The 15,158-nt window shown below is 72.0% G+C and carries 15 protein-coding genes and 1 tRNA gene; 8 read left to right on the forward strand and 8 right to left on the reverse strand.

The window, feature by feature from the left end; all coding sequences use genetic code 11:
* Window positions 1-32 precede the first annotated feature (32 nt).
* A complete protein-coding gene (locus OG361_RS08460) occupies window positions 33-1,010 on the forward strand; it encodes an aldo/keto reductase (RefSeq protein ID WP_384574385.1) in 978 nt (325 codons plus the stop codon).
* The gene (locus tag OG361_RS08465) at window positions 1,007-3,280 is read left to right on the forward strand and encodes a helix-hairpin-helix domain-containing protein (protein WP_405852724.1); all 2,274 of its coding nucleotides are present in this window, start codon (window positions 1,007-1,009) and stop codon (window positions 3,278-3,280) included. Before OG361_RS08460 ends, OG361_RS08465 begins: the two co-directional genes overlap by 4 nt.
* A 64-nt stretch (window positions 3,281-3,344) precedes the next feature.
* Here OG361_RS08465 and OG361_RS08470 read toward each other — a convergent pair whose 3' ends face one another.
* A complete protein-coding gene (locus tag OG361_RS08470; RefSeq protein ID WP_405852725.1) occupies window positions 3,345-4,091 on the reverse strand; it encodes a hypothetical protein in 747 nt (248 codons plus the stop codon).
* Window positions 4,092-4,138: 47 nt separating this feature from the next.
* On the opposite strand from OG361_RS08470, the gene OG361_RS08475 reads away from it, so the two are divergent.
* A complete protein-coding gene (locus tag OG361_RS08475; RefSeq protein WP_267042707.1) occupies window positions 4,139-4,327 on the forward strand; it encodes a DUF5703 family protein in 189 nt (62 codons plus the stop codon).
* Between the two features lie 55 nt (window positions 4,328-4,382).
* Here OG361_RS08475 and OG361_RS08480 read toward each other — a convergent pair whose 3' ends face one another.
* The 3 genes from OG361_RS08480 to OG361_RS08490 all read right to left on the reverse strand — a co-directional run bounded on the left by OG361_RS08480 (window position 4,383) and on the right by OG361_RS08490 (window position 7,065).
* On the reverse strand, window positions 4,383-5,222 hold the full coding sequence (locus OG361_RS08480; protein WP_405852727.1) for a chaplin: 840 nt from the start codon (window positions 5,220-5,222) through the stop codon (window positions 4,383-4,385).
* A gap of 155 nt (window positions 5,223-5,377) precedes the next feature.
* Entirely contained in the window at window positions 5,378-5,611 is a 234-nt protein-coding gene (gene chpH / locus OG361_RS08485) for a chaplin ChpH (RefSeq protein WP_318107813.1), read from the reverse strand.
* A 128-nt stretch (window positions 5,612-5,739) separates the two neighbouring features.
* Entirely contained in the window at window positions 5,740-7,065 is a 1,326-nt protein-coding gene (locus tag OG361_RS08490) for a M20/M25/M40 family metallo-hydrolase (RefSeq protein ID WP_384574374.1), read from the reverse strand.
* 208 nt (window positions 7,066-7,273) lie between these two features.
* Here OG361_RS08490 and OG361_RS08495 point away from each other — a divergent pair.
* Together OG361_RS08495 and OG361_RS08500 are read left to right on the forward strand one after the other, a co-directional pair.
* Window positions 7,274-7,361 (forward strand) — tRNA-Leu (locus tag OG361_RS08495).
* A gap of 71 nt (window positions 7,362-7,432) precedes the next feature.
* A complete protein-coding gene (locus OG361_RS08500; protein ID WP_405852728.1) occupies window positions 7,433-8,359 on the forward strand; it encodes a pseudouridine synthase in 927 nt (308 codons plus the stop codon).
* Here the strand turns inward: OG361_RS08500 and OG361_RS08505 are convergent.
* The 4 genes from OG361_RS08505 to OG361_RS08520 all read right to left on the reverse strand — a co-directional run bounded on the left by OG361_RS08505 (window position 8,343) and on the right by OG361_RS08520 (window position 12,528).
* The gene (locus OG361_RS08505) at window positions 8,343-8,972 is read right to left on the reverse strand and encodes an MBL fold metallo-hydrolase (RefSeq protein ID WP_405852729.1); all 630 of its coding nucleotides are present in this window, start codon (window positions 8,970-8,972) and stop codon (window positions 8,343-8,345) included. The two genes, OG361_RS08500 and OG361_RS08505, sit on opposite strands and share 17 nt — an antisense overlap.
* On the reverse strand, window positions 8,972-10,057 hold the full coding sequence (locus OG361_RS08510) for an S-(hydroxymethyl)mycothiol dehydrogenase (protein ID WP_405852730.1): 1,086 nt from the start codon (window positions 10,055-10,057) through the stop codon (window positions 8,972-8,974). The genes OG361_RS08505 and OG361_RS08510 overlap by 1 nt, the downstream gene beginning before the upstream one ends.
* A gap of 121 nt (window positions 10,058-10,178) precedes the next feature.
* Entirely contained in the window at window positions 10,179-11,636 is a 1,458-nt protein-coding gene (locus OG361_RS08515) for an amino acid permease (protein WP_405852731.1), read from the reverse strand.
* A gap of 190 nt (window positions 11,637-11,826) precedes the next feature.
* Window positions 11,827-12,528 (reverse strand): FadR/GntR family transcriptional regulator, encoded by a 702-nt coding sequence (locus OG361_RS08520; protein WP_405852732.1) that lies wholly within the window; start codon window positions 12,526-12,528, stop codon window positions 11,827-11,829.
* A 147-nt stretch (window positions 12,529-12,675) separates the two neighbouring features.
* Between OG361_RS08520 and OG361_RS08525 the strand changes: the two genes are divergently transcribed.
* Genes OG361_RS08525 through OG361_RS08535 form a run of 3 tightly spaced genes read left to right on the forward strand, consistent with a single transcriptional unit; the run spans window position 12,676 to window position 15,129 of the window.
* Entirely contained in the window at window positions 12,676-13,203 is a 528-nt protein-coding gene (locus OG361_RS08525; protein WP_405852733.1) for a gluconokinase, read from the forward strand.
* 16 nt (window positions 13,204-13,219) lie between these two features.
* A complete protein-coding gene (locus OG361_RS08530; RefSeq protein ID WP_405852734.1) occupies window positions 13,220-14,632 on the forward strand; it encodes a GntP family permease in 1,413 nt (470 codons plus the stop codon).
* Between the two features lie 53 nt (window positions 14,633-14,685).
* Window positions 14,686-15,129, forward strand: coding sequence for an ASCH domain-containing protein (locus OG361_RS08535; RefSeq protein WP_384560976.1), 444 nt, complete (start codon window positions 14,686-14,688; stop codon window positions 15,127-15,129).
* The last annotated feature ends 29 nt before the right edge of the window (window positions 15,130-15,158 follow it).

Here is a 15,158-nt window from a genome sequence, read left to right on the forward strand (position 1 = left end):
CGCGTGGTGCCCTGGCCAGTAATCTCGCGCCCATGGAGCAGAGGCATCTCGGACGTACCGGCCTGCGCGTGTCGCGCATCGGACTCGGCACGCTCACCTGGGGGCGGGACACCGACGAGCACGACGCCGCCGCGCAGTTGAAGGCGTTCTGGGACGCGGGGGGCACGCTCGTGGACACCGCCGACGTGTACGGCGGCGGCGAGGCGGAGCATCTGCTCGGGCGGCTGATGGAGCGGCTCGTGCCCCGGCAGGACCTCGTCCTGTCGACCAAGGCGGGCAGCGTGCCGGACCCCGACCGGCGCACCGACGGCTCCCGTGGGCATCTCCTCGCCGCTCTCGACGCCTCCCTCGACCGGCTCGGCACCGATCACGTGGACCTGTGGCAGCTGCACGCCTTCGACCCGCACACGCCCCTGGAGGAGTCGCTCCAGGCGCTCGACATCGCCGTACGGAGCGGGCGGGCGCGGTACGCGGGCGTGGCGAACTTCTGCGGCTGGCAGCTGGCCAAGGCGGGGACCTGGCAGCTCGGCGGGGACCGTACGCGGCTGGCGGGCACGCAGTTGGAGTACTCGCTGCTCCAGCGGGGGGTCGAGCGCGAGGTGCTGCCGGCCGCCCTGGACCTCGGGATAGGTCTGCTGCCCTCCTCGCCGCTCGGCCGCGGGGTCCTGACGGGCAAGTACCGCAGCGGGACCCCGACGGACTCGCGGGGCGCCTCGGAGTCCATGGCGCCGTTCGTGGAGCCGTACCTGGACGAGGCGGCCGGCCGGATCGTGGACGCGGTCGCGACGGCCGCCGACGGGCTCGCGACGACCCCGCTGGAGGTGGCGCTCGCCTGGGTCCGCGACCGGCCCGGAGTGACCGCGCCGATCGTCGGCGCGCGCACGGCGCGGCAGCTCACGGCCGCGTTGTCGGTGGAGAGCCTTAGTCTTCCTGACGAGATCTGCCGGGCGCTGGACGATGTGTCGGCGCCTGTGCACCGCTATCCGGATCACGACTGGAGCACCCTGTGACCGAGCCTGCCGGGGAGACCGCGCCCGAGGCACCCGAGGCCGTGGAACCCGAGGTTCCCGAGGCCGTGGAGCCCGTCGGGGAGCCCGCCGAGGACGTACGAGAGGGTGCCGGGGACTCCGAGCCGCCGCGAACGCCCGACTCCGCGACCGAGGAAGCCGAGGAAGCCGGAGAGGCTGAGGAGACCGAGGAAGCCGGGGAGGCCGGGGAAGCCGGGGAGGCTGAGGAGGCCGGGGAAGCTGCCGCGGGCGAGGCCGGAACCGGCCCCGAGGCCGGGGCCGAGGGGTCCGACACGCCCGAGTTGACCGACGCGCAGGCCGAGCTCGCCGCCCAGCGCGAGCTGCGGGCCCGGATCGAGGCGCGGAAGGCCGAGAAGGAGGGCCCCCTCGCGAGCGGCGCCAAGCTGAGCGGTACGGCCGCCGATCTCCTCGCGGCGGTCCGGGCCGTGGAGGGCGGCGCGGCCCCGGGCAGCTCGGTCTTCGAGGCCCCCGAGCCCCCGCCCCGGCGCCCCTCCCCCGAGGCCGCCCCCGCCATGACCGTGCGGCCCCCCGTCCAGGCGTCGGCGCCCGTTCCGGCGCCCGACACCACGGCGGCCGTGCGGGAGGTACTGGCCCGGGGCGGCGCGCCCGAAACCCTTGCCGGACAGGTCGCCGCCGCGCTGGGCGAGGGCGCTGCCGGCGTGCTCGGCGAGGACCCGTGGCAGCTCCTCGCCGTGCCCGGGGTGCGACCGGAGCAGGCCGACGGTTTCGCCCGGGCGCTGCTCGGCGCCGAGTGCGGTCCCGACGATCCGCGCCGCGCCGTCGCCCTGACCGTGTGGCTCCTGGAGCGGGCCGCGCTCCAGGGGCACACCGCGCTGGAGCTCCAGGCCGTGCGTGCCGGACTCGCCCGGCAGGCGGTGTCCGATCCGGAGAAGGCCGTCGAGGTGGCGGTCTCCGAAGGGGCGGTCCTCGTCTTCCAGGAGGAGACGGCGGAGGAGCACGTCGCGGACGAGGAGGAGCCCGACGAGACGGCGGAGACCACCGCGGCGGAGGAGCCGGCCGCACCCGTGCTCCTCGGACTCGACCGGTACGCGCTGGCGGAGGAGAGCCTCGCGGACGGTCTCGCCCGGCTGGTCAGGACGGCCACGGCCGACACCTGGGAGGGCTCCGAGCTGGAGCGCGCCGCCGGGGAGCACGGACTCGTCCTGCACACGGGCGGCGAGGCGTCCCGCGCCGAGCCGGTCGCGCTCGTGGCGGCCGCCCGCGCCCGGGGCCTGCGCGCGCTGCTCGCCGTCCACGGCGAGGGCGGCCGGCGAGCGCTCGGCGCGGCCGGGGCGGAGGCCGTCACGGTCGCCGCGCTGCTCTCCGGGGCCGCGGGTCCCGGCCGCGACGAGGAGGGCGCCTTCGCCCTCGACCTGCTGGCGGTCCTGGACGCGCCGCAGCTCGACGTGGAGACGGCCGCGATGCTCGTGGAGTCGCTGTCGGACGGCTGCCGGCTGGTGCTGAGCGGCGACCCCGAGGTGCTGGGGGCGCCGGGCGCGGGCCGGGTCTTCACGGACGCGCTCGCGGCCCGGGTCTGCCCCCGGATCGCCTCGCGCGTGCCGGACCCGGGCCCGCTGGGCGAGCTCGTCTCGGGCATCGGCGTCGGTGAGCTGAACCAGGTGGAGGCGCCCGGCAAGGAGGTCGTCATCGTCCCCGTGCGGGACGCCGGCGAGGCCGTGCACCGCACCGTCCAGCTGGTGGCGGACTCGGTGCCCCGGGCGATCGGGGTGCCGTCCGAGCAGACGCAGGTGATCACGGTCGGCCACGGCGGCTCGGCGGGGACGCGCGCGCTGAACGCGGCCCTCAAGCAGCGGCTCAACCCCGGCCCCGGCCGCTTCGGCGGCTACGACCCCGGGGACCGGGTGGCATACGCGCCGGTGCCGGGGCGGACGGTGACGGGGGCGGTCCTGTCGGCCGACGCCGAGGGCCTGCGGCTGCGGTGCGGGGACGGCGAGCTCCTCGTACCGAAGGAGCGGGTGGAGTCGGCGCTGCGGCACGGCTGGGCGCTCACCGCGCACCAGGCGGCCGGGACGCGCTGGCCCGCGGTGGTCGTGGTGCTGCCCGGGGACGCGGCCGCGGGCCTGAGCCGCCCGTGGGTGTACACGGCCTTCGGCCGGGCGGAGCGCCATCTGTCGGTGGTGCACGGCGTGGACCAGGCGCTGGCCCGCGCGGTGGCGGAGGTCGTGGCCCCCGAGCGTACGACGCGGCTGCGGCCGCTCCTGGAAGGGCTGCTGGCCACGCCCGAGGAGTGAGGGCCGCGGGAACGGACGGAGGGCCGGAGCACCGGGTGCGGTGCTCCGGCCCTCCGCCGTCTCCTCAGGAGCTGTTGGCCGCGGCCGCGAGCCCGTCCTCCTCGCGCCCTTCCTCGTCGCCACGGGCGGCCCGGCGGTCGTCGCCCCGGGCGTCGGCGTGGTCGGCCCCGGCCCCGGCCTCGGCCTCGTCCTCGTCCTCGTCGAAGACGGAGCTGACGTCGAAGCGGCAGACGATCCGCTCCGGATCGGCGTGGTCGAAGGGGGCGTTGAGCCACTCCCCCGGTTCCGGGAGCTCCTCGGCGGCGGTGACCCAGAGCGTGGAGTCACCCTCCTCCAGGCCGAACTCCTTGTGCCGGGAGGCGATCTCGTCGGGCTCGTACTCGCCGAAGAGCACGCCGAGCGCGGCGAGGGGGGAGACACCGGCCCTGGCCGACGTCCCCGCCGTCGTGTCCGCCTCGCCGTCGAGCTCGGCGACGCGCCGGGCCTGGGCGAAGAGGCGCTGCGGTTCCACCACGGCGTAGTCGCGGCGGATCAGGAGGCTGAGGGCATGAGGTTCGTCAGGTCCGGCGTAGGGCGGCAGGGCGTCGTCCGCGCCGGGGATCTCGAAGGGGGTGACCTCGTCGTACCGGTCGTAGAGGAGTTCGTCGTACTCCTCGGCCGCCGCGGCGAGGGCGTTGAAGGCTTCGTAGACGGCCGTGTCGTCGTCCCCCGTGCGGCGTTCGACCGCCGCGAGGTGACGGTCCAGTGCGGCTTTGACCGCCTCGGCGGCGGCGCGTACCTCGGCAGCGGTGGGCTGCGCAGCATCAGACATGGGACAGACGCTATCCGTACCGGGCCGGTGCCCGCACAATAGATGCGATGCCGGAATACGAATTTGTCGATGTGTACGTGCCGCGCGGTGTCTCCCGCAAGGAGGCGGCGCGGCTTCTGACCGATCATGCCGAGTACGGACACTGGGAGTTGGACCGCCTCAGCCTGCACCGGGACGGAAGTCGCAGGGTGCGGTTGAAGCGGCGGATCATCCGCCAGATCCGGGCGACCTGGTAGGCGACGAGAAGGGGCCCCGCGGTGTGCGGGGCCCCTCGCGCGTGGTGCGGCCGACTCAGGCGGCGCTACGGGCGCGGCGGTAGATCAGCGAACCGGCGAGCAGCAGACCGGCGCCCGCGGGGACGATGACGCCGAGCGGCCCGGAACCGGTCTCGGCGAGCTCCTCGACGGCGCGCGGCGGCGTGAGGCCGTGCGTCCCGGGAGTGTTCGCGCCGGGGGTGTGGGTCCCGGGAGTGTGCGGGCCACCCTCGGTGCCCGGAGTGCCGGGGTTACCGGGAGTCCCAGGGTTGCCGGGGTTACCCGGGTTGCCGGGGTTCCCAGGGTTACCCGGGTTGCCGGGGTTACCGGGGTTCCCAGGGTTACCCGGGTTACCGGGGTTCCCAGGGTTACCGGGGTTGCCCGGGTTACCGGGGTTCCCAGGGTTACCGGGGTTGCCCGGGTTACCGGGGTTGCCCGGGTGCGTCGGCTCGATGCCGTTGCCGCAGTCGTTGCCCGCGGCGGCGTTGCCCAGGCCGATGCCCGTGACGCTGTTGCCGCACACGTTCACCGGGACGTCGACCGGCACCTGGACCGTGTTGCCGGAGCCCACGCCGGGTGAGTCGCTCGCGTGCCCGCCGGCGGAGGATCCGCCGCCCGGCTTGCCCGGCTTGGAGGTGTTGGCGCACTTGTTGCCCATCGCCGGATTCAGCAGTCCGACGACGTTGACGGTGTTTCCACAGGCGTTCACCGGTACGTGCACCGGGACCTGGACCGTATTTCCGGACGCGACGCCCGGGGAATTCTTGGCCGTACCGCTCGCGCCGGAATCGGCGTGCGCGTAACCGCCGCCGACGGCGGCGAAAACGCCTCCCGCGGCCGCGACGGTGATGAGACCTTTGCGCGTGACCTGTCGCATAGCTTGTTCCCTGCCTTTTCGGCTCTCGCCTTCTCGGCTTCGAAAGAGCGCCACCGGGTGGAGAACCCGGGACGGAAATCGCCACCGGCCCCGGAGTGCATGGCACGCACTCCGGGGCCGGACCGGCTCACACCCTCACGGGGCGAGGCACAACGTCAGGCGTTGACGCAGGTGTTGCCGAAGGTGGGGTTCAGCAGGCCGATCACGGAGACCGTGTTGCCGCACACGTTCACCGGGACGTGAACGGGAACCTGGACGACGTTGCCCGAGAGCACGCCGGGGGAACCGATGGCAGCACCCTGAGCGCCCGCGTCGGCAACGGCCATGCCCGCACCCGCGAGAACGAGACCGCCAGTGGCAGCCGCAGCAGCGACGACCTTCTTGATCATTATTCCTCCTAGTTGCCAATGCGATCCCAGCCGCGGACCGCACCACCTGTAACGAGGGGGAATGGAGGGGGCTACGAGCCCACGAGTTCATTCACTCTTTCCGGTCAGGCACGAACGGGCGGCCGAATTCAGCAGGCGTCGAGGAAACGGTCCAGGACGCGGACGCCGAACTTCAGGCCGTCGACCGGCACGCGCTCGTCGACGCCGTGGAACATGCCGGCGAAGTCGAGCTCCGGCGGCAGCTGGAGCGGCGCGAAGCCGAAGCAGCGGATGCCGAGGTCGTCGAAGGACTTGGCGTCGGTGCCGCCGGAGAGCATGTACGGCACGGCGCGGGCGATCGGGTCCTCGGCGCGCAGCGCCAGCTGCATGGCGTCGACCAGGGCTCCGTCGAAGTTGGTCTCCAGGGCCTTGTCGCCGTGTACGTCCTCGCGCTTCACCCGCGGTCCGAGGATGCGGTCGAGATCGGCGAGGAACTCCTGCTCGTACCCGGGCAGGAAGCGGCCGTCGACGTGCGCCGTGGCCTGGCCGGGGATCACGTTCACCTTGTAGCCGGCGCCGAGCATGGTCGGGGCGGCCGAGTTGCGCAGGGTGGCGCCGACCATCTTGGCGATGCCGCCGAGCTTGGCGAGGGTGCCGTCCATGTCCTCGGGGTCGAGCGGGGTGCCCAGCGCGTCCGAGAGCTCGTCCAGGAAGGAGCGCACGGTCTTGGTGACCCTGACCGGCCACTGGTGGCGCCCGAGGCGGCCCACCGCCTCGCAGAGCTCCGTGATGGCGTTGTCGTCGTTGGTCATCGAGCCGTGGCCGGCCGTGCCCTCGACGGTCAGGCGCATCCAGTGCATGCCCTTCTGGGCCGTCTCGACCAGGTAGAGCCGCAGGTTCTCGTTGACGGTGAAGGAGAAGCCGCCGACCTCGCCGATCGCCTCCGTGACCCCGTCGAAGAGACCCCGGTGCTTGTCGACGAGGTGCTTGGCGCCGTAGGTGCCGCCGGCCTCCTCGTCGGCGAGGAAGGCGAGGACGATGTCGCGCGGGGGCTTGCGGCCGCTGCGCATCCGGTCCCGGACGACCGCGAGGGTCATCGCGTCCATGTCCTTCATGTCGACGGCGCCGCGGCCCCAGACGCAGCCGTCGGCGACCTCGCCCGAGAAGGGGTGGTGGGTCCAGTCCTCGGCGTTGGCCGGGACGACGTCGGTGTGGCCGTGGATGAGCAGGGCCGGGCGGGACGGGTCCTCGCCCTCGATGCGGGCGACGGTGGAGGCCCGCCCCTTGTGCGACTCGATGATCTTCGGCTCGAGTCCGACCTCCGCGAGCTTCTCGGCGACGTACTCGGCCGCCGCCCGCTCTCCCGGGCCGGAGTGGTCGCCGTAGTTGCTGGTGTCGATGCGGATGAGGTCGCGACAGAGGTCGACGACCTCATCCTCGCCGGTGACGCTCCGGGCGCTGTTCGACTCGCTCACGCTGCTTCCTCCCACTACGTGCCCCACGTGATTGCTGGTGGTCGCCCCCATCCTCCCGCGTGGGCCCCTCCCCGCCCAAGGGCGACCGTCGGCCGACATGCGGCCGTCACACGTCGGGGGGCGGAAGGGGATGGTGATCGACCACCCCGAATGTTTGCTATGGTTTTCCTCGTCGGAAGGGCCCAGCGGCCAGGAAGACAGACACCTTGTCCGGGTGGCGGAATGGCAGACGCGCTAGCTTGAGGTGCTAGTGCCCTTTATCGGGCGTGGGGGTTCAAGTCCCCCCTCGGACACCACACGGAGTCCCGGTCGAGATCTTCTCGACCGGGACTTCTTGCATGAGTACGCGGTGGCACGAGGTGGAGCGGTGAGACGGAGAGCGAAGGCGCCGGCCGCGCCGCTGGCGCAGCGGGACGGGATCGATCCCGTGCGGGTGCGGCTGCCCGAGGACGCCGAGGGGGCCTGGGCGACCGTGCGGGAGCATCTGCTCGACCGGTACGGGCCGGCCGTCGGGGCCGGGCGGGTCGAGGAGATGCTGCGGCAGGGCCGGTTCGTCGGGGTCGACGGGCCGGTGGCCAGGGACGAGCCTTACACGGTGGGGCGGTACCTGTGGTTCCACCGGGACTTCCCGGCCGAGGTGCCGGTGCCCTTCGACATCGGGATCGTGCACCGGGACGAGCGGATCCTGGTCGTGGACAAGCCGCACTTCCTGGCGACCATGCCCCGGGGGCGGCATGTGACCGAGACCGCGATGGCGCGGTTGCGGCGGGAACTGGGGCTGCCTCGGTTGCAGCCGGCGCACCGGCTGGACCGGCTGACCGCGGGGCTCGTGCTGTTCGTCGTGCGGGAGGAGGACCGGGGCGCGTACCAGACGCTGTTCCGGGACCGGCTCGTACGCAAGGAGTACGAGGCCGTGGCGGCGTACGACCCGGCGGTGGAGCTGCCGGTGACGGTGCGGAGCCGGATCGAGAAGGAGCGCGGGGTGATGGCCGCCCGGGAGGTGCCGGGCGAGCCGAACAGCGAGAGCCGGATCGAGCTCGTCGGGCACGCGGGAGGGCTCGGTCGGTACCGGCTGGTGCCGGAGACCGGGCGGACCCATCAGCTGCGGGTGCACATGAACTCCCTGGGACTGCCGCTCCTGCACGATCCGGTCTACCCGGTGGTCCGTGAGGACGGGCCGGAGGACTTCGGGCGGCCGCTGCAACTGCTCGCGCGGACGCTGGAGTTCACCGACCCGTTCACGGGTGTGGCGAGGTGCTTCGAGAGCCGGCTGCGGCTCAGTGGCCTCGGCTGATCCACTCCTGGAGGTGCGGGGCCTCGGCGCCGATCGTCGTCGGGTCGCCGTGGCCCGTGCGGACGATCGTCTCCGGGGGCAGGGTGAGGAGCTTCTCGCGGATCGAGTCGACGATCGTCGGGAAGTCCGAGAAGGACCGGCCCGTCGCGCCGGGACCGCCCTGGAAGAGGGTGTCCCCCGTGAAGACCGTGCCGAGCTCGGGGGCGTGGAGGGAGACCGCCCCGGGGGCGTGACCCGGGGTGTGGAGGACCACCAGGTCCGTGCCGGCGATCGTGAGGACCTGGCCGTCGGCGAGCTCCCCGTCCGGGCTGTGATCGGGGTGGGTCCGCTTCCACAGCGGCTGGTCGGCGGGGTGGAGCAGGATGCGGGCGCCGGTGGCGGCCGCGAGCGCCGGGGCCGCGTCGACGTGGTCGTTGTGGGCGTGGGTGCAGACGATGGCGAGCAGGGCGCGGCCGTCGAGGGCGGCGAGGATGGCCTCGGCGTCGTGGGCGGCGTCGATGACGATCGCCTCGGTGTCGTCGCCGACGATCCAGACGTTGTTGTCGACGTCCCAGGTGCCGCCGTCGAGGCTGAAGGTGCCGGAGGTGACGAGGTGGTCGATGCGGGCGCTCATCACAGCACCACCACCGAGCGGAGGACGTCGCCCTCGTGCATGCGGGCGAAGGCCTTCTCGACGTCGCCGAGGCCGATGGTCTCGGTGACGAAGGCGGCGAGGTCGATGCGGCCCTGCTGGTGGAGGTCGATCAGCATCGGGAAGTCGCGGGAGGGCAGGCAGTCCCCGTACCAGGAGGACTTGAGGGCGCCGCCGCGGCCGAAGACGTCGAGGAGCGGGAGTTCGAGCTTCATCTCGGGCGTGGGGACGCCGACGAGGACGACCGTGCCGGCGAGGTCGCGGGCGTAGAAGGCCTGCTTGTACGTCTCGGGGCGGCCGACGGCCTCGATGACGACGTCGGCGCCGAAGCCGCCGGTGAGCTCGCGGATCGCCTCGACGGCGTCGGTGGAGCGGGAGTTGACGGTGTGGGTGGCGCCCATCCCCTTGGCCGTCTCCAGCTTCCGGTCGTCGATGTCGACGGCGATGATCTTCGCGGCTCCGGCAAGTCGGGAGCCGACGATCGCCGCGTCGCCGACGCCGCCGCAGCCGATGACGGCGACGGTGTCGCCGCGGCCGACGTTCCCGGTGTTGATGGCGGCGCCGATGCCGGCCATGACGCCGCAGCCGAGGAGGCCCGCGACCTCGGGGGCGACGGCGGGGTCGACCTTGGTGCACTGTCCCGCGGCGACGAGGGTCTTCTCGGCGAAGGCGCCGATGCCGAGCGCCGGGGAGAGCTCCGTGCCGTCGAGCAGGGTCATCTTCTGCTTGGCGTTGTGGGTGGCGAAGCAGTACCAGGGGCGGCCGCGCTCGCAGGCCCGGCAGGTGCCGCAGACCGCGCGCCAGTTGAGGACCACGAAGTCGCCGGGGGTCACGTCGGTGACGCCCTCGCCGACCGACTCGACGATTCCGGCGGCCTCGTGGCCGAGCAGGAAGGGGAACTCGTCGTTGATGGCGCCCTGCTTGTAGTGGAGATCGGTGTGGCAGACGCCGCACGCCTGGATCTTCACGACGGCCTCGCCGGGGCCGGGATCGGGGATCACGATCGTCTCGACCCGTACCGGTTCGTTCCTGCCGGGGGCGATGACCCCCTGGACGTGCTGCGGCATCGCGAACTTCCCTTCCTCCGACCGGATCTTGTAAGGCTCTTGCGTACCACTATCTCCTGACAAAAGGCGAGTCCCCCGCAGGCCGTGCCTGCGGGGGACTCGCCCGTTCCCGTGAGGGAGGTCAGTCCTGGGTCGTCGCGGCGGCCGTACGAACCCGGCGGCGGACGAGGAACCAGCCGCCGACGAGCGCGGCAGCGATGAGCGGGAGGCAGTTCACGGTGGTACGGCTGATGCCCTCGTCCATCCACATGAGGACGAGGACGGAGGCGAGGAAGCCCAGGGTCACGATCTGGGTGTACGGGGCCCAGGGGAGGTTGTAGCCGGGGCGGGTCAGCTTGCCCTGCTGGGCGCTGCGCCAGAAGAGCAGCGAGCAGACCATGATCATGGCCCAGGTGCCGATGATGCCGATCGAGGCGAAGTTGAGGACCAGCTCGAAGGCCTCGCCGGGCATGACGTAGTTGAGGGCGACGCCGAGGACGCCGAAGCCCGCGGTGAGCAGGATGCCGCCGTAGGGGACACCGCCCTTGTTCATGACGCCGGTGAACTTGGGCGCGGAGCCGGAGAGCGACATGGAGCGCAGGATGCGGCCGGTGGAGTAGAGGCCCGAGTTGAGGCTGGAGAGGGCGGCGGTGAGGACGACGAGGTTCATCACGCCCGCGGCACCGGGGATGCCCAGCTTGTCGAAGACGGTGACGAAGGGGCTCTGGTCACCGGAGTACGCGGTGTACGGGAGGATCAGCGCGAGCAGGACGACGGAGCCGACGTAGAACAGGCCCACGCGCCACATGATCGAGTTGATGGCCTTCGGCATGATCTTCTCGGGGTGCTCGGTCTCGCCGGCGGCGACGCCGCACAGCTCGACGGAGGCGTAGGCGAAGACGACGCCCTGGATCAGCAGCAGCATCGGCATCATGCCGTTGGGGAAGATGCCGCCGTTGTCGGTGATGTTGCCGAGGCCCGGGGTGTGGCCGCCGACCTCGTGCGAGGTCACGACGAGGAAGATGCCGATCAGCATGAAGGCGACGAGGGCGCCGACCTTGATGATCGCGAACCAGAACTCCATCTCGCCGAAGTACTTCACGGAGATGAGGTTGGCGGCGAGGACGACCGCGAGGGCGATCAGGGCGAGGACCCACTGCGGGACGTCGCTGAACATCGCCCAGAAGTGGGCGTAGGTCGCGGCCGCGGTGATGTCGGCGACGGCGGTGGTAGACCAGTTGAGGAAGTACAGCCAGCCGGCCGTGTAGGCGCCCTTCTCGCCCATGAACTCACGGGCGTAGGAGACGAAGGCGCCGGACGAGGGGCGGTAGAGCACCAGCTCGCCGAGGGCCCGCACCACGAAGAAGGCGAAGACGCCGCAGACGGCGTAGGCGATGAAGAGGGAGGGGCCCGCCTGGGACATCCGGCCGCCGGCGCCCAGGAAGAGGCCGGTGCCGATGGCGCCGCCGATGGCGATCATGTTGATGTGCCGGGACTTGAGGTCCTTGCGGTATCCGGCGTCGCCGGCGTCGACGTGGGGGGCGGCCGGGTTCGCCGGAGCGGCGGACAGCGGGTCGGCCGCGATGACGCGGTCACTCATGGAGTTGTTCGCCTTCGTGAGGGGGGCTGTGCGGTACCCGGCCGTGCCTCGTGGGGGTCTCCCCGGCACGGCCAGCGCACATCCTCACGGCAAGGAGCGCCAACTGACTGTGGTGCATGTCACTGAACGCCCATATTTGAGCTAGTTCAGAGCTTGCCGGGCTCCGTGGTGCTCGTGGTGCTCACGGAGCTCACGGAGCGAGGACGTCGAGCTCCTGGAGGGCGCCGACCGCGATCTGGCGGGTGAGCTCCTCGGCGCGGGACGCGTCCCGCTCCCGTACGGCCTCGGCGACCTGGACGTGGAGGGTGACGGCGGCCGGGTCGGGGTCCTCGAACATCACGTGGTGGTGGGTGCGGCCGGTGAGCACCTCGGCGACGACGTCACCGAGGCGGGCGAACATCTCGTTCCCGGAGGCGTTGAGGACGACCCGGTGGAAGGCGATGTCGTGGACGAGGTACTCCTCCAGGCGGCGGCCGCGCGAGGTGGCGACCATGCCGAGGGCCTGTTCGGTGAGCTCCCGGCACTGCTCGGGGGTGGCGTTCAGGGCGGCGAGGCCCGCGGCCACGGGTTCGACGGCCGAGCGCAGCACGGTGAGGGAGCGGAGCTGGCGGGGGCGGTCGGCGCCGGCCAGCCGCCAGCGGATGACCTGGGGGTCGTACACGTTCCAGCTGGCGGTGGGGAGGACGGTGACGCCCACGCGGCGGCGGGACTCGACGAGGTGCATGGACTCCAGGACGCGCACGACCTCGCGGACCACGGTGCGGGAGACGTCGAAGCGCTGGGCGAGCTCGTCGGTGCGCAGCACGGTGCCGGGCGGGTACTCCCCCGCGGTGATCGCGAGACCCAGGGTGGCGAGGACGTGCGAGTGGAGCCCCTGGGCCGGTGTCGTCATGGCAGCAAGCCTATGCGTGCTCGCGCGGGTGATCACATCGGGAATTTAAAGTAGTACTTTTTCGTCACACTCCCTTGAATACGTCGTACTCAATGGGTTTCATGGGCGCGACGGATCGATGTCGAAGAAGACAGCGAGGCACCACCCATGAGCACCACCCCCCAGCCCAAGGCAAGGACAGTCGTCGTCGTGATGGGCGTCGCCGGGACCGGCAAGACCACCATCGGCCCGCTGGTCGCCGAGGCGTTGGCCCTCCCCTACGCGGAGGGCGACGACTTCCACCCGGCGGCGAACGTGGCCAAGATGTCGGCCGGCATCCCCCTGGAGGACACCGACCGGGAGCCGTGGCTCGACGCCATCGGGGCGTGGGCGCACGACCGGGCCGGGCTCGGTGGCGTGGTGAGCAGCTCCGCGCTGAAGCGGACCTACCGGGACCGGCTGCGCGCCGCGGCCCCCGGCGTGGTCTTCCTCCATCTGACCGGTGACCGGGAGCTGATCGAGCAGCGCATGGGGGCCCGGAAGGGCCACTTCATGCCGACGGCACTCCTCGACTCCCAGTTCGCCACCCTGCAGCCGCTGCAGGAGGACGAGGCCGGCGTCGCCGTCGACGTCTCCGGCACCCCCGAAGAAATCGCCGCCCGGGCCGTCGCCGCGCTGCGCCGGCCCACCCACTGACCCCCGAGGAACCACCGTGCCCAGTCTCAGTGTCGAGATCCTGGCAGCGGATGCCGCCGAACCGATCACCTCGGCAGGCAACGCCCAGCTCGGCATCGCCGTACTCGCCGGCATCGCCGTCATCGTCCTGCTCATCACCAAGTTCAAGCTGCACGCGTTCCTGGCGCTGACCATCGGATCGCTCGCGCTCGGCGCGTTCGCCGGCGCGCCGCTCGCGGACACCATCAAGTCCTTCACCACCGGCCTCGGCAACACCGTGGCCGGCGTGGGCGTGCTCATCGCGCTCGGTGCGATCCTCGGCAAGCTCCTCGCCGACTCGGGCGGCGCGGACCAGATCGTCGACACGATCCTGGCCAGGGCGAGCGGCCGGTCCATGCCCTGGGCGATGGTCGTCATCGCCTCCGTGATCGGGCTGCCGCTCTTCTTCGAGGTCGGCATCGTGCTGCTGATCCCGGTCGTCCTGCTCGTCGCCAAGCGCGGCAACTACTCGCTGATGCGGATCGGCATCCCGGCCCTCGCCGGACTCTCGGTGATGCACGGGCTCATCCCGCCGCACCCCGGCCCGCTCGTCGCGATCGACGCGGTCGGCGCCAACCTGGGCGTCACGCTCGCCCTCGGTCTCGTCGTCGCCATACCCACCGTGATCATCGCCGGTCCGCTGTTCTCCCGGTACGCCGCCCGCTGGGTGGACATCCCGGCCCCCGAGAACATGCTGAACTCTCTTGAGGGGGCCGCCCGTCCCTCCGAGGACCTGGAGAAGCGTCCCGGCTTCGGCGCCACCGTGGCGACCGTCCTGCTGCCCGTCGTCCTGATGCTGGTCAAGGCGCTCGTCGACATCGTGGTCGACGACCCGGAGAACGGTGTCCAGAAGGTCACCGACGTCATCGGCTCGCCGCTGATCGCGCTGCTCGCCGCCGTCATGGTCGGCATGTTCACCCTGGGCCGGGCGGCCGGCTTCACCAAGGAGCGGCTGTCCTCGACCGTCGAGAAGTCCCTCGCCCCGATCGCGGGCGTGCTGATGATCGTCGGTGCGGGCGGCGGCTTCAAGCAGACCCTGATCGACATCGGCGTCGGCCAGATGATCCTGGACTTCTCCGAGAGCTGGTCCATCCCGGCCCTGCTGCTCGCCTGGCTGATCGCGGTCGCGATCCGGCTCGCGACCGGTTCCGCGACGGTGGCGACGATCTCGGCGGCGGGGCTCGTGGCTCCGCTCGCTGAGGGCATGTCGACGAGTGAGACGGCGCTGCTCGTCCTCGCGATCGGCGCGGGTTCGCTCTTCTTCAGCCACGTCAACGACGCCGGGTTCTGGCTGGTGAAGGAGTACTTCGGGATGACCGTCGGCCAGACGGTCAAGACCTGGTCGGTGATGGAGACGATCATCTCGGTCGTGGGCATCGTGTTCGTGCTGCTGCTGTCACTGGTGTTGTGACCTGAGCGGCGCGTACGGCCGTGAGGCCGGTCGTGGCTGACAGACTGTCGGCCATGACCGGCCCTCACGCGCTCAAGCCGCTGCTCCTCGCCTTCCCCGGCCCCCTGCGGGACCGGCTCGTCGCCGCCGTCCTCTCCGGCGAGAAGGTCGCCACGACCGGGCTCCTCGTGGAGTACGAGGTCGAGAACGAGGAGCTGCCCGAGGTGGGCGAGCGCTCGGCGCTCATCGACTCGGACGGCCGCGAGGTGGCGGCCGTGGAGGTGACGGAGGTTCAGGTCCTGCCCCTGGGCGAGGCCGACCTGCAACTCGCGCTCGACGAGGGCGAGGGGTACCGGTCGGTCGCGGAGTGGCGGGAGGCCCATGAGCGCTTCTGGCACAGCGAGGAGATGCGGGAGGGGCTGGGCAACCCGGGGTTCGTGGTGGACGACGGGACGATGGTGGTGGTGGAACGGTTCCGCGTGGTGGAACGGTTCCCCGTGGCAGCGGACGCCCTCTGACGCGGAGCCCGCGCCTCAGCCGACCGCCC

Source organism: Streptomyces sp. NBC_00090, assembly GCF_045160815.1.
In the GTDB taxonomy this organism is placed as follows: domain Bacteria; phylum Actinomycetota; class Actinomycetes; order Streptomycetales; family Streptomycetaceae; genus Streptomyces.